Source organism: Alteromonas sp. BMJM2, from assembly GCF_027257845.1.
GTDB lineage: Bacteria > Pseudomonadota > Gammaproteobacteria > Enterobacterales > Alteromonadaceae > Alteromonas.
In genome coordinates, this window is sequence record NZ_JAPVOT010000018.1 from 59,473 (window position 1) to 73,640 (window position 14,168).

The window sequence follows — 14,168 nt, forward strand, 5'->3', positions numbered from 1 at the left end:
TTGTTCAGCCCACAACCAATCAGTCTATGTAGAGAAGAGTGCTGGCTGGGAATAGCGTGACAGTGTAAAAAAGCCCCTAGCCGAAGTATGTCGAGCTAGAGGCTTTGGCTGGAATTTTCTATTTATTCCATTTAAGCATTTCCGACGCTGCCAGTAGCACGGCGCCGGTGCCATATAATTGTGAATCAGACTCTTTTACAGGGTCGGGGCTTTTTCCAACGTGTTGGACCCAGTGAACACGACCATCGTCTGTAACAGCTTCAGTGATTGCTTTCCAACCTTTCTCTACAATATCTTTAGAGCGCTGATCGTTTAGAATTCCATTATTCACACCCCACGCTAGGCCAAAGGTAATGAAACCTGTACCACTCACTTCTGGCGTGGTGACCTTGTTGGGATCCATTAACGACGCGGGCCAATAGCCATCCTCTTTTTGAAGCGCCATAAGCCCTTCAGCATGCTTTTTATAAAGCTCGATATAGCGATCTCTGGAAGGGTGCCCTTTTGGCAACTCTTCAATGATCATGGGTATAGCGGCGAAAACCCAACCATTACCTCTTCCCCAAAATACGGGTTCGCCATTGTCGCTTTTAGCATCAAAATAACGGCTGTCTCTGAAGAATAGGCCGTACTCATCAGAGAATAAGTAATCTGCTGCGGCCCAAAACTCTTTGTCACCATATTCCAAATATTTAGGGTCGCCAGTTACTTTCGTCATTTGCGCCCATGCTCTTGGTGCCATAAATAGAGCATCTGCCCAACACCATCTTAATTGGCAGTTTCCTTCTAGATGATACTTACCAGTGCTCGACTCAGAATCTCCCATGTTCAAACCAACCTGCGGTGGCTTACTAAGGATCATATCGAAGACGTCCTGAGTAGGCTTATATGCCTCTTCAATATCAGAATGCTCCGCTAACCAAAGATAAGTTTGTGCAATGGCATGGTCATCTGCATGGTAAGGTCGCTCAAGGATCAACTCATAATTTTCTTTTTTAGCAACTTCATTAACAAAGTCCTCTAATTGCTTATCATCAGTCGCGTCAATCCAGCGCGTTAAGCCGATATAGAAAGACGCTTGGATCCAAAACTTTGCATTCTCTGATTTAGCGCGGTGAGACTCTGGAATGTAATTCAAGTTACCAAATTGCGCTATTTGCCAATTTGCAGCGCTTTTACCGATGCGCATTGCACTAGACTGGATACCCTGCTTCTGCATCTCCTTACTTTTTTCCATTTTCATGGCTTTCGCAGGTTTATTATCAACGCTGTTAGCCTGCTGGTCTGGCACCTTTTCAGAGCAAGCGCTGAGACCTAGCGCTAAACTTAACGCAATGGTCGATAATTTCAATTTTGTGTATTTCATATTTGTTCTCAACTAATCGTCACCGATTACGTATGTTTACCAGGTTAAAAAAGGGAACCTAGCTTACATAACAGGTTCGTTTATAGATTTTAGGCTGCTCAACGCTCTGGGTACTGGGCCATTTTCACCCACTAAATAGACTTTTATGTTCTCGTCACTTTCTTTTTCAGCAACCAGCATTTGGGCCTCGGGGTGACCATTCTCTATTAACGTTGTAATTGCAAAACTTGCATTAGGTCTTTTGAGTACTGTTGCGTCTTCTGAAAACGAATTTCCATCTTCGGTGCTGCTCCACCAAGACAAAACCGCATCCCCTTCTTTCTCGTAAGTGACTAAATATCGAATATCTTCGGGTTCAGTAACTTTGAAGTCCCCTCTGGAAACACCCTCGTAATCTTCGATAATCTTCTTGCCACCTAGCCATTGCTTACCGTTCCACCAAATGTGTCTTGTTTGCTTAGGTCCGCCGGTTTTTGCGCCTTTATCAACGCCAGCATTAATTGCAATATGCGGGTGGCCTTTGCTATCAAGATGTGAGGTACCGTTAAAGGTCCATAGATCGCCAGTTTTCACGGCTAGTGTTTTTTCATCAGCAACTTCTTTGGTAACCGGAAGTGAAAGAGGTTCACCTTCTACATTGCTCCACTCATTAGTTTTGGTATTAAAATTCATAAAGTAGACATCGTGTCGCTCTGTAGTGTGTCCTCGCCCGTTAATACCCGCTTTACCATCCCAGCACACGTGGTAGTCGTAGGACACGATCAGGTTGTCGCCCTCACCTTTTCCTATCCATGCATACCAGCTATCAACAGCTTGAATATCGGTTCGTCTTTTATGCTTGAGAAATGAAACGGGGGCTGAAAAAGTACGTCCGTTGTCTACTGATTTCTGATAAACCCAGTCACTGCGATGAGCTCCATGACGGAAAAATAAGTAAATATCGCCATTATCCATCTTAACCACTTGGTTATAGGTGCCAAACGGGGTGATGTTATCTAAATCTTCCCATTCAGTAATATCGTAAGGTTTCTTAGAAACAGCGTGTTTATTTGCACCAAAATGAGTATTACCTAAAGGATTTTTACCATTTGAAGCATGACCGCCGTGTCCACCATAAAAAATATGAACGTAGCCTTCGTTATCAATAAGCATGGTTGGCTTGCCGTGATTATCAAATTTCTTACCACCATCACGGCGACCTAATTCGCTAGTTCCTGCCTTGAAGGGACCTTTCCATTCTTTACTGCTGTGGTTGTAAGTGGCTACAAACGGATCTTCTTTTGGACCTTGATATGACACATAGGTAATGCCGTTTTGGTGCAATGCTGCCGGATGCTGCACAATAGCTAAAGGATTACCTACAGCATTGTCAGCAAAGTATTCTACGTATTGCGTGTCGTTTGAAGCAACAGCTTCCGGCCTATCAGATTGACCGTTACATCCCGCGGCTAGCAGACTACCTGCTAGGGCAACACTGAGCGCTAGTTGTGTTTTTCTATGCAAAAATTTATGTTTTAACATCGTGTCATTCCTATTCTTTGCTGAACATTAATCTCTGTTCTCTTCAAACAAGGTTAGAAACTCGCGAGCAATGTCCGGTTTCTTCTTGGAAAGATCACGTAATTCAGCAGGATCTTTTTCGATATTAAATAATTCGAGCGGGGCATCGTAACCGTATCGAACAGCTTTCCACTCGCCTTTCCGCGCAGCTTGGTATGTATCACCTATAACGCCAGAGTTAGGATCGCCCACCTGTTTTGAAAACTCCCAATAAAGAACACGCTCATCCATTTTATTAGGTTCAGTTTTCAATAGACCCACAATAGACTTGCCGTTAGTTTTAACTCTAGGCACCATATTCAAATTAACGTTTGCTACCTCAGCGACCGTAGGCATTACATCGGCAAATAACCACGGTGTTTCGTCGGTACGACCGGCTTCAATTCGCTCTGGCCAATGGACAATCATAGGCACGTGAATACCACCATCGTATAAATCTCGCTTCATACCGCGATAAGGTTCAGAAGCTTTTAAGTATTCAGGATCGGCGCCGCCCTCATCATGTGGACCATTGTCAGAAGTAAAAAAGATAAGTGTGTTATCAAGCTCACCCATCTCGTCTAACTGCTTTACAATTTGACCGATATAGTGGTCTAGCGCCGATACCATGCCTGCCAACGTCGCGTTTGGCTTGTTGATAGGCTCTGGATAGTATGACGCGTACTTGTCGGCTGGATTTCCGCCTTTCATTCCCGTATACGGTGTTTCATCGAACTTATACTGCTCACTAAACTTCTCTGGCACACCCAACTCTGCGTGGGGCGATGAGTACGCAAGCATGACGAAGAATGGATTTTCTCGCGGTTGCTTTATATAGTCTATCGCCTCTTTAGTGAATAACTCCTGAGCATAGGCGCCTTTCTTCCCACCTTCATTTTCAGCTACACGAATTTTTTGCCCGTCTCTCCATACTATTTGAGGATATTGACGGTGCCCCTCTAAAATTGAGTAGAAGCCATACCATGTATCAAAGCCCATAGCGAGAGGGTCTGTAACCCCCATTTGCGACCCGATAGAATATTTACCAAACAGCGCGGTGTCATAGCCCCCATGCTTTAATACATGCGCTAACGTAATATCCATCTCTGTTAGCTGCACAGTATTAGAGTTATTCGTCATTAAGCGCCCGTCTCTTCCAGTAAAAAGAGAAACCCGAGACGGAGAACACACTGTGTTGCCTGCATAGGCTTGGTCGAAGCGAATACCATTTGATGCAAGTTCGTCAAGGTTTGGCGTTTTAATTGGTGTATTACCGTAAGCGCCCACTTGATTGAAACCTAAGTCGTCAGTGAGTATGAAAAGAATATTTGGTTTGTCCTGTGCTACTGCACTGGAGGAAAGAGATGTGAATAATGCACCAAGTACGCTTATAAGACTAAACCTTAGTTTGTTCATGGTATTTCCTAATTAAAATTATTGTTAAAACGTTGAATTTTGATAACTGAATACTATTTGAGACAGTGTGCTGTTAATGTAGTCGGCTCAGGTATAAAGGCTCTACCTTTGTCGCGATTAGGCGGCAACGCTTCCCAAGCAAGATAAAATCGCTTTCCTGCAGTCGGGAAATTATCATCTGTTTCAAGTTGCTTCATCGCCTTTGTGTATAAAGGCATATCGTTTGCTTTATCGAATGTAAGTAATGCCGGTGGAATTTGTGAGCCAGTAGTCTCAGCCTTAACAGTGAGCGAATCACCATCAAGGGTGTACGCGTAAGCAGTACCGTCTAAATCCGCGAAAACCTGAACGTCGCCGTTGTCAATAAGCTTAGCAGGCTGTTTAACTGTTAAAGTAGTCGGGAGGGCTCCCGTCATATTCAACTCTTGACGTGAATTTCTCCAATTAGAAACCTGATAGCTTTTCCACTTCCCGTTGTCATTTCTTGCAACGAAAAGTTGGCTATCACCGTTTTCATCATACGCTTGATATGAGATGAGAGGCCGTTTTTTGTGGTCAAATCCGATGGGAGTGTGCCCGTTCAAAATTCCAGAGAATTGTGGCAACGGTACCGCGGCTTCACTATTACTAAGCTTCATCGGGAGAGTGAGTGACGTACCGTCAGACTTCTGCCAATTCACCAAATCTTTACTCTTGGCATAGGAAATATCGTGATTAGAGGCTGCGACAGGTGTTTCTCTCCAAACCCATGAAAGATGGAAATAACCGTCAGGACCAAGAACCGGCCCCCAGAAATAACCATTTCTCTCTCCCTCTCCATCAACTAACGGAGAGTCATGCAACCTCTGCCACGTTCCGTCTTTGGCATTGAAAGCGTTATAGATTTCATTGCCACTTCCGCTTCTTCCATTTCTATATTTAAAGTATAACTTTCCTTCAGCGTCATTAAAAAATTCCGGATAAGTCATACGACTTTCCGTTTTTTCATCCGCCATGAAGTCGACGCGCTTTAAGCTTCTGACATCGTATGGCTTTTCGCTTTTGAAATAGACAATCGGATTAACGTGCAAATTACCAACGATGTGGATATATCCCTCTTCGTCGAGACCTATCACTACACTATTATGGCTGTCCCACCCTAGGTAGCTGTCTAACTTTTGATAAATCCAATTTCCGGTTGGATAGGGTTTGTAAGCGACACTCATCTGCCTACTAGCATCATAATAGGCCACTATTTGCTGATCGCCTTTACCAACATAATCAAACGCAACTCGATGCCCTGACCAAACTCGATCAATCGCCTCAACCTCGAAACAGCTCGTTTTATCGAAAGTTTGCGTAGCCACTCCCCCTGAGGAAATAGCGAGCCCACCGAGAATGGCTCGTAGTAGCAATGACTTCAATCGCATCACTGAACAACTCCAAAACGTTAATATGTCGTTAATATTTTCAATAACTCTAAACAAATTAACGGTCATTTACAATCTTTTTCACTCACAAAATAAAAGATGTGACCGGCAAAACTAAAATATTTCCCTACAACTCCTAAAGTCATTGAAAAGCAAGAAGATAGTATCAAAAAAAATATCATAAACAGGGCTTAAAACGCGTTTAACAGCATCAATTTCGTTTAATAAATAATGTGTGTAATTGCTATTTGTAAACCAAGAATATTCCTAATGGTCACAATAAAGATTGGATTTGACTTATTGTTTACATTTATGATTAAAACAATGTTAACATCGGAACGCTGAAAATAAGATGTCGCAAGAATCTTTCAGTAATACTTACGCAGGCTTTTCCCGAGCAGAATTAGTAAAGAGGTGGAATGACAATGCACAACATGAAGTTGAAACTGACCAAGGTCGTTGCGATTGTATTGCTTATAGTAAGCCATTCAGTTACGGCAAATACTGGGCAGCCTAATATCTTGTGGCTTGTTATTGAAGATATGAGTCCCCTACTGCCTATGTACGGTGACAGTACCATTAGTACACCAAACATCTCGCAACTAGCCAATGAGGGTGTTGTCTATAATAATGCCTTTTCTACATCTGGCGTATGTGCACCGAGCAGAGCAGCACTAGCAACTGGGCTTTACCCCAACAGCTTTGGTGCAAATAACATGAGAACGTCTTCTAATACCGCTGAAACCGGACTCCCTAAGTACGAGGCTGTGCCCCCTGTAAATACGAAGATGTTAAGTCAGTTGATGCGGGAAGCGGGATATTACACAACTAATAATTATAAAACAGACTACCAATTTAAAGCACCAAAAACGGCTTGGGACGAAAATGGGATTTTCGCTCATTGGCGCAACAAACCGAGTAATAAACCTTTTTTTTCCATTTTCAATTTCACTACCACACATGAGTCTGGCCTATTTGAACCATACGGCATTAGAAAGTTAGAACAGCGCCACTACTTTTCCAGCGACGAAAAAAAAATTGCGCTTCTGCCTAACGATCACAGAATTAAAACGAATGAAGAAACTACGCCTGTCCACATAGATAAGGCAACGAGATTCCCCGTACCGCCGTATCTACCCGATACACCAACAGTACAAAATGACCTTTGGAAGGTTTACAACAACCTAGCTGAAACTGACAAGCAGATAGGCGCGATAGTAAGCGCATTAAAAAACGATGGCTTATTGGAAAACACCATTATTGTTTTCTACTCCGACCATGGCGGCCCTATGCCTCGGCAAAAACGACTGATATATGATAGCGGCTTGAAAGTCCCACTCATCATTCGCTTTCCCAAGGGGTATAAAGCAGGGACCATCGATGAACGACTCGTGTCATTTGTCGACTTCGCGCCAACAACGTTAGCTATGGCGGGTATTTCCATACCTGAATATATGCACGGCCACTCCTTCCTAGATACATCAAATGAGCGACAGTACATTTATGCCGCCGCAGACCGATTTGACGGTTTCACCGACACTATCAGAGCCATAAGAGATAATTGTTATAAGTATATTCGAAACTATCGACCTAATGAGCCTTACTATCTCCCTGTCGCCTACAGAGAGAAGATACCAAGTATGCGTGAACTTCTTCGTTTACAGAAAGATGATGCACTCAATAAAGCACAGGGCCAATGGTTTCGAAAAGAAAAGGATGATCATGAACTTTTTAATGTGTGTAACGATCCTCACGAACTATCTAACCTTGCCTATATTGAAAACTACAAAACTAAGCGAGAAGAAATGGGGGATGCTTTAGAACTATGGCTAGCTGACATCAAAGATGACCCATTGATGAAAGAACGTCAGCTTATCGACAAATTATGGAACGGTAAAACGTCTCAGCCAACTACCGAAGCGCCGAAAATAGCAGTACAAAATGGCAAAGTTACAATAACAAGCGAAACCAAAGGCGCTTTTATCTCTTATCGTATGAAAAACGATGAGACATCACCACACTGGCAAATCTATCAAAAAGAACTTCCGATCAAACAAGGTATCCTAGAAGCCATCGCGCATAGGCCTGGGTATATCGAAAGCGCCCCAATATCCTTAGCTATCGATGCAGACTAATAAAATAAAGGAATTAGAAAAATGTGTGTTGTTAGAACATTCTGGTTTGCCGTACTCACGGTTATCTTTGCAGTCTCCTGCTCTTCTCACTCTGTTATTGAAAATGATAAACCCACCTCACTGAAAGTAGGTGAAGGGTTCGTTAACCCTCTTGGGTATTACGAAGCCTCCCCCCGTTTTTCGTGGAAGCCCTCTATCAGTAACAGCAAATCGACCCAACAATCTGCCTATCAGATACAGGTATCCTCAACACCTGAAGGCTTATTAACAAATCCTGATAAATGGGACAGTGGAAAAATAAAATCATCGGCAATGTCTTGGGTGCAGTATAAAGGTAAAAAAATCACCTCTAGAGAGAAAGTATTCTGGCGCGTGAGGTTTTGGGATGAGAACAATATAGCATCACAATGGAGCGACGTGGCTCACATTGAAATGGGTTTACTCGAGAACCTTGACTGGAAAGCCTCGTGGATAGGCGCAAAAGATACAGAATCTTCACTCTCCCCTTCTCAAAGTACATTGGCGACGCCGCAGTATTTTAGAACGCAATTTTCTGTAAAAAAAGACGTGCTTAAAGCAAGGTTATACGTAACCGCTAAAGGCGTTTTTAAGGTTTACCTAAACGGTAAAGATATAACCGCAAACGATGCATTACCCCCAGGATGGACGCCTTACGAAAAACGCATCGAGACACTCACCTATGACGTGACTAAGCTGATTTCAAAGAGAGCCAATGCGCTTGGAGCAATAATCGCAGGTGGTTGGTACTCAGGCAGAATTGCAGATCTAAAGGAAACCGACCATTCGAAGCCGCCGCGATTTTTAGCCCAATTAGAAATAACCTATTCAGACAATACTACGCGGCTCGTTACGACGAATGACTCATGGAAAGCAACACAATCTGGCCCAATTCGATTTGCCAGTAATTACGATGGCGAGCGTTACGACGAAACTTATGAAATGCAAGGCTGGTCGATGCCAGATTATGATGACAGTGAATGGGGGACAGTCATTACCGATGCATCAACACCAGGCACACTTTTGCGCCCTAAGCGTCATTTGCCGGTTCGCAATGTGGACAAATTAACACCGCTATCATTTAAACAAGTCAGTAAGGACACGGTCATCTTTGACTTTGGCCAGAACATGGTCGGCGTGCCATCTATCAAGTTACCGGTAAAACAGGGTAAACAAGTGACGCTACGATTTGCCGAAGCGTTACACAAAGGTGACTTCTATACAGATAACTATCGCTCTGCACATTCCACAGACTATTTCCTTCCTGCTAAAGATGGCATTGCTGAATACACTCCTACTTTTACTTTTCACGGGTTTCGCTTTGTTGAAATTTCGGGTTTTGACGAAACTAAAGCGCCTGTAAAAAATTGGATTGTCGCTAACGTTCAACATTCTGATATTGATTTATACAATAACTTTTTAAGCGCCAACCCTAAGCTAAATAAACTATTTGAAAATATTAACTGGGGGCTAAAAGGGAACTTCTTTGATATACCTTTAGACTGCCCACAGCGCGACGAAAGACTGGGTTGGACAGGTGATGCCAACGCGTTTATTGCGCCGTCTATGTATATGGCTGATGTCTACGGATTCTGGTCTGCTTACTTAAATAGTTTGCGTGAAGAGCAAACCGAAGATGGGTTTGTTCCACTTTATGTGCCCTTTGTGAAGTGGATAAACTGGACGTCGTCGGGATGGGGGGATGCTGCCACAATCCTGCCTTGGGAGCTCTACATGATGACTGGCGATCAAAAGATTTTAGAAGATAGTTACCCATCCATGAAGTCTTGGATTAACTATCATGACAGCCAAGCTAAAAACAATATCTCAAGCATGATGACCTTTGGCGATTGGTTACAACCCTACCCCGAAGCAGAAGGGAAAGGCGCCAACCGGGGAGATACTGACTTCTCACTTATTTCCACAGCATTCTTTGCTCGCTCTGTAGCGCTCACTAGAAAAACAGCACTAGAGCTCGGATTCAATGAAGATGCAAAGCGCTATGAAGCTAAGCAAAAGACACTAGCAAAAGCATTTAGAGCGGAATTTTTTGATGAAGATCTAAACGTAATAAAAGGCAAAGAAACACAAACGGCCTACCTGCTTGCGCTGGCATTTGACCTACTTCCTCAAAGCGAGGTGAAAATTGCACAAACTAAACTAATTTCATTACTTCAGAACGCCGACACACACTTAAGAACAGGATTTCTTGGTACTCCATTACTTGCAAATGTATTGCAAGAGGCTGGACGTACCGACTTAGTCTATGAGTTGTTGTTTAAAGAAACCTACCCGTCATGGTTTTACTCAATTAATAATGGCGCTACCACCACATGGGAACGATGGAACTCATACTCATTAGAAGAAGGATTTAACCCACAGGGTATGAATTCGTTAAATCATTACGCCTACGGCACTATTTCAAGATGGTTTTATGAGGGTATTCTTGGGGTAAAGCCACAGTTGCCAGGCTTTAAAAAAGCAATAATTTCACCTCAGCTCACATCGAAACTCGGCTTTGCTGAAGGCTCTATACCTACGCCTAGCGGTGATATCGATGTAAGTTGGACAATGACGAGTGACGGTTTTGATGTATCGGTGACCGTTCCGTTTAATATTAGCGCTGAGTTCGTTCCACCCGCGCATTATTCAGTTGTCGCGGCAACAAACGCAAAAAATGAGCCTATTAATAAGTGGAAGAGCCTAAAGGCTGGCCAGTATCAATTCCAACTGATTATTGATGAAAAGCACGGTGCCGCACAGTGATGACATCCCAATTGTTAAGAAAGTGGCACATTTCGACTTGCTCATATTTCTTGCTCTTTATTACACCGAATTGCCTAGCAAGCGTGAACGACTCCATTATCGTCACAGAAAATAAGATGGCCGTAATAGAAGCAGAGCATTACTCAGCTCAATATAACGCAAGTACAAGACGCTGGATTGTGTTTAACCGAAAAAGCGAGAGCCTCCATGGATTTGCAGATAGTGACAAAATTCATGTGGAGGGTGCTAGTAACAATTCATATGTTGAACTATTACCGGATACAAGAACAAACCATCACGAACCATTGGTTCATGACGTTAATTTTTCCGCCACACCGGGCAAGATGGCTGTTTTAACCTATCCAGTCTATTTTGACACTGCGGGTAAATACTATGTTTGGGCTAGGGCTTTCAGCTCAGGTAGCGAAGACAATGGATTACATGTTGGGCTTAACAACACGTGGCCCTCGAGTAGCCAACGACTTCAGCTATGCGAAGGCAAACATCAATGGACATGGTCTTCTAATCAAAGAGCAAAAGACAATCACTGCGGCCAACCAAACACCATTTGGCTAGATATACCTGAAAGTGGAATACATAACGTCACAATATCTATGCGCGAAGACGGGTTCGAGTTAGACAAAATCATTCTGACTCAAGACGCTGATTATAAGCCCGAAGACATTGGTCCAGATGAGACCAGACGCCAATATTTAGCCCTTCCTTCAAAAGAAACGTTTATTAGCATAGAAGAGTACAGCCTCATTTTAGAGGCTTCGCAAGCTTTTGAGTCTGTAGGTGAAGTCCCCTTCTACCACGACCGCAGAAATAATGCCTTGGGAATAGATGCAAGAGAAACCCAATATAGAAACGTGTGGGCTACGTCTGAATTAACAGTCCCTAAAAAGATGTGGGGTAAAAAATCAAAAACCAGCCAGAATTTTAAGAACGTCATATTGGTAACTTTAGGTGAAATAGACGGCGAGTCGTCTTACAGAGTGCTACTGAATGGCAACGAAATCGGTAGCTTTGTTAACCAAGAAACTACTGTAGATTATCAAGAAAATTACTTCGACTTAGGTTCTCTTACTCTAAAACCAGGTGACATAATCACCGTTCAAGCAAAGGCCGTGACCAATGGAAAGATACCTGAAAATGGCGGTACCGCTTACGCTAGAGGCAGGTGGCGCGGCTTGGTGTTTCAGAAATAGTTTATTTACGTACTTACTGGAGAGCTCACAATGAAATACCCCAAATTACTCAGTCTATTTACCGCACTTTTAATGTTGAGCGCATGCTCATCAACTCAGCCTTTGTTAGATGAGTCACTGTCTAACTTCAACAATGTATATGAGGATGGTGAAGCAACCTTTGTTGATGGTGAGCTACACCTTATATCCGAAAAAAACTGGTTTTTTTCAACCAAAAAGGTGTACGAAGACTTTATCCTTGAAGCAGAAGTTAAAATGCCTGATACCTCTGAATACAGTAATTCGGGTATTATTTTTCGAGGCCAAATTGTTGAAACCGACAAAGGTAAACAAATTGTCGGCTATCAAGTAGATATAGATCCCAGTGACAGAAAATGGACAGGTGGATTTTTCGATCAGGGCCGCAGAAAGTGGTTGTACCCCAGCCACCCTACCCGCTCTCATCCTGATGATGACTTTGTTACCAATTTCTTAGGTGAGTGGAGTAAAGAGCAAGGTGAAGCCTATAGCCACTTAGCATGGAATAAAGTCAAAATTGTGTGTAAAGGTTCCGATATAAAAATCTTCATTAATGACCTACTAACAACCCATGTCAAAGATACAAAAGACAGTAAAGGTGTGATTGCTTTTCAGCACCATGGTAGTAAAGCATACAAGGAGGAGCGGGATAAGAGTAACATTGTGCGCTTTAGAAACATTATGATTACTCCCATGTAAGTAACAAAAGGGAGAAATGATTATTCGGCCATTGTTCTGAAATGATAGGTCTAAAAGTTTCTAGCTGAAGTACAAACGCATTTATGGAGAAAAATTATGAGTAACACTAGCGCGTTTAAAGCACTGCTTGTTGAAGAGCACAGCGCTAATACGTTTAGCAAAAAAGTGGTAGAAAGAGAAGTTAGCCAACTTCCAGAAAATGATTTGTTAATAGATGTGCACTACTCATCGTTAAATTACAAAGATGCTATGTCAGCAAGTGGCAATAAGCGAATTAGCCAGCACTTTCCTCACACGCCTGGCATCGACGCAGCAGGTGTAGTAGTAAGCGATAAATCGGGTACTTTTAGTGCTGGTGACGAAGTGCTTGTGTTCGGATATGACTTAGGCATGAATACCCCGGGTGGTCTTGGCCAAAAAATATCGATTCCGGCTGAGTGGGCCGTAGCTTGCCCTAGCTCGTTAACACTAAAAGAAGCCATGATATATGGCACGGGTGGATTAACAGCCGCGCTATGCATTCAAAAATTAGAGAAGATGGGGGCGAAACCAAGTGATGGCTCAGTTGGCGTTACCGGCGCAACGGGTGGAGTGGGCAGCATAAGTATCGCCCTACTCTCTCACCTTGGTTATGACGTTATTGCTTTTTCAGGTAAGCCTGAACAATCTGAGAAGCTAAAGTCACTGGGTGCTAGCGACGTTTTGCACAGAGAGGTCATTTTAGAAGTAAAGGACGCTATTGCCGGAAAGCCCAAGTGGGCTCACGCCATTGACACCCTTGGTGGAGATTACTTAACAGGGTTGCTGAAACAGGTTAAGCCAGGAGGTGGAGTAACATCTGTTGGGTTGGCGGCTTCTCCCGAAATTGCTATGAGCGTTATTCCTTTTATCACACGGGGTGTTTCTTTATTGGGTGTCGATTCGGTTTACATACCGCTTGAAGACAAGCAACATATTTGGAAGCGCGTGGCGACAGACATGAAACTGCCAGATTTAGAGAGCTACTATCAAGAAATATCGTTACATGATACGCCAGAGTACTTAGATAGATTCTTTAAAGGAGAAGTGGTTGGGCGGTACGTCGTAAATTTAAAAGACGCGTGAGTTCATTAAAGAAAGTTGATTGCTGAATAATCGCCTCACTTGTAAGAAATGAGGCGCTTATGTCGGCAACTACATCATCAAGTGACAACAAGCATACCTCAAACGATTAGTCGACTATACGATCACTACTGATACTCTTGAACCTTAACGCCGTATCTTACTTGACGAAGTTCAGCTTCAGACAACACCTAGAAGTTTAGAGTTTGAACTTCCGCTGTGCACGTGAAGCCAACATAAGCAAATCAACTCTTCCACAAGCAAAAACCAACTACTGACCAGTCGAAAACGTCACCAACGTTTGTCATCCTAACATCCAAATAGTGCAATTAAGGGTGAGACCGTTGCTGGCCACACAGCAAACTGCAATATACAAACGACACCGGCCAGAAAACACTTTGCTGTATCAACTGGTTGAGCGGCATTACCCTGAGTTCAAAGAAGCCTTATTAGGGCATGGTAAACAATTACCCAAGTTTATTGAGCGCGA

At 43.1% G+C, this 14,168-nt stretch carries 9 protein-coding genes; 5 read left to right on the forward strand and 4 right to left on the reverse strand.

Features of this window, described 5'->3' with window-relative positions; genetic code table 11:
* Nucleotides 1–118: 118 nt before the first annotated feature.
* The 4 genes from O9X84_RS15925 to O9X84_RS15940 form a co-directional block, all read right to left on the reverse strand.
* Nucleotides 119–1,366 carry a glycoside hydrolase family 88/105 protein gene (locus O9X84_RS15925; protein WP_269520676.1) on the reverse strand — a complete coding sequence of 416 codons (1,248 nt, stop codon included), beginning with the start codon at nucleotides 1,364–1,366 and terminating at the stop codon, nucleotides 119–121.
* Nucleotides 1,367–1,429: 63 nt separating this feature from the next.
* Nucleotides 1,430–2,887, reverse strand: a complete 1,458-nt coding sequence (locus tag O9X84_RS15930; RefSeq protein WP_269520677.1) for a BNR-4 repeat-containing protein — start codon at nucleotides 2,885–2,887, stop codon at nucleotides 1,430–1,432.
* Between the two features lie 27 nt (nucleotides 2,888–2,914).
* Nucleotides 2,915–4,321: a sulfatase-like hydrolase/transferase gene (locus tag O9X84_RS15935; protein WP_269520678.1), complete on the reverse strand. Its 1,407-nt coding sequence runs from the start codon at nucleotides 4,319–4,321 to the stop codon at nucleotides 2,915–2,917.
* 53 nt (nucleotides 4,322–4,374) lie between these two features.
* Complete coding sequence (locus O9X84_RS15940; protein ID WP_269520679.1) at nucleotides 4,375–5,799, reverse strand: BNR repeat-containing protein; 1,425 nt, start codon at nucleotides 5,797–5,799, stop codon at nucleotides 4,375–4,377.
* Between the two features lie 350 nt (nucleotides 5,800–6,149).
* Here O9X84_RS15940 and O9X84_RS15945 point away from each other — a divergent pair, with 350 nt between their 5' ends.
* The 5 genes from O9X84_RS15945 to O9X84_RS15965 all read left to right on the forward strand — a co-directional run bounded on the left by O9X84_RS15945 (nucleotide 6,150) and on the right by O9X84_RS15965 (nucleotide 13,681).
* Nucleotides 6,150–7,865, forward strand: a complete 1,716-nt coding sequence (locus O9X84_RS15945; protein WP_269520680.1) for a sulfatase family protein — start codon at nucleotides 6,150–6,152, stop codon at nucleotides 7,863–7,865.
* Between the two features lie 21 nt (nucleotides 7,866–7,886).
* Nucleotides 7,887–10,649 (forward strand): alpha-L-rhamnosidase, encoded by a 2,763-nt coding sequence (locus O9X84_RS15950; RefSeq protein ID WP_269520681.1) that lies wholly within the window; start codon nucleotides 7,887–7,889, stop codon nucleotides 10,647–10,649.
* 116 nt (nucleotides 10,650–10,765) lie between these two features.
* Nucleotides 10,766–11,860, forward strand: coding sequence for a hypothetical protein (locus O9X84_RS15955; protein ID WP_269520682.1), 1,095 nt, complete (start codon nucleotides 10,766–10,768; stop codon nucleotides 11,858–11,860).
* Nucleotides 11,861–11,890: 30 nt separating this feature from the next.
* Nucleotides 11,891–12,577 (forward strand): 3-keto-disaccharide hydrolase, encoded by a 687-nt coding sequence (locus O9X84_RS15960; protein WP_269520683.1) that lies wholly within the window; start codon nucleotides 11,891–11,893, stop codon nucleotides 12,575–12,577.
* 96 nt (nucleotides 12,578–12,673) lie between these two features.
* Nucleotides 12,674–13,681 (forward strand): YhdH/YhfP family quinone oxidoreductase, encoded by a 1,008-nt coding sequence (locus tag O9X84_RS15965; protein ID WP_269520684.1) that lies wholly within the window; start codon nucleotides 12,674–12,676, stop codon nucleotides 13,679–13,681.
* Nucleotides 13,682–14,168: the final 487 nt, after the last annotated feature.

What these genes read in the sequence shown, in the direction of transcription:
- O9X84_RS15925 (WP_269520676.1), bottom strand. Translation starts at nt 1,366, where the DNA reads ATGAAATACACAAAATTGAAATTATCGACCATTGCGTTAAGTTTAGCG.
- O9X84_RS15930 (WP_269520677.1), bottom strand. Translation starts at nt 2,887, where the DNA reads ATGTTAAAACATAAATTTTTGCATAGAAAAACACAACTAGCGCTCAGT.
- O9X84_RS15935 (WP_269520678.1), bottom strand. Translation starts at nt 4,321, where the DNA reads ATGAACAAACTAAGGTTTAGTCTTATAAGCGTACTTGGTGCATTATTC.
- O9X84_RS15940 (WP_269520679.1), bottom strand. Translation starts at nt 5,799, where the DNA reads ATGACCGTTAATTTGTTTAGAGTTATTGAAAATATTAACGACATATTA.
- O9X84_RS15945 (WP_269520680.1), top strand. Translation starts at nt 6,150, where the DNA reads ATGACAATGCACAACATGAAGTTGAAACTGACCAAGGTCGTTGCGATT.
- O9X84_RS15950 (WP_269520681.1), top strand. Translation starts at nt 7,887, where the DNA reads ATGTGTGTTGTTAGAACATTCTGGTTTGCCGTACTCACGGTTATCTTT.
- O9X84_RS15955 (WP_269520682.1), top strand. Translation starts at nt 10,766, where the DNA reads ATGGCCGTAATAGAAGCAGAGCATTACTCAGCTCAATATAACGCAAGT.
- O9X84_RS15960 (WP_269520683.1), top strand. Translation starts at nt 11,891, where the DNA reads ATGAAATACCCCAAATTACTCAGTCTATTTACCGCACTTTTAATGTTG.
- O9X84_RS15965 (WP_269520684.1), top strand. Translation starts at nt 12,674, where the DNA reads ATGAGTAACACTAGCGCGTTTAAAGCACTGCTTGTTGAAGAGCACAGC.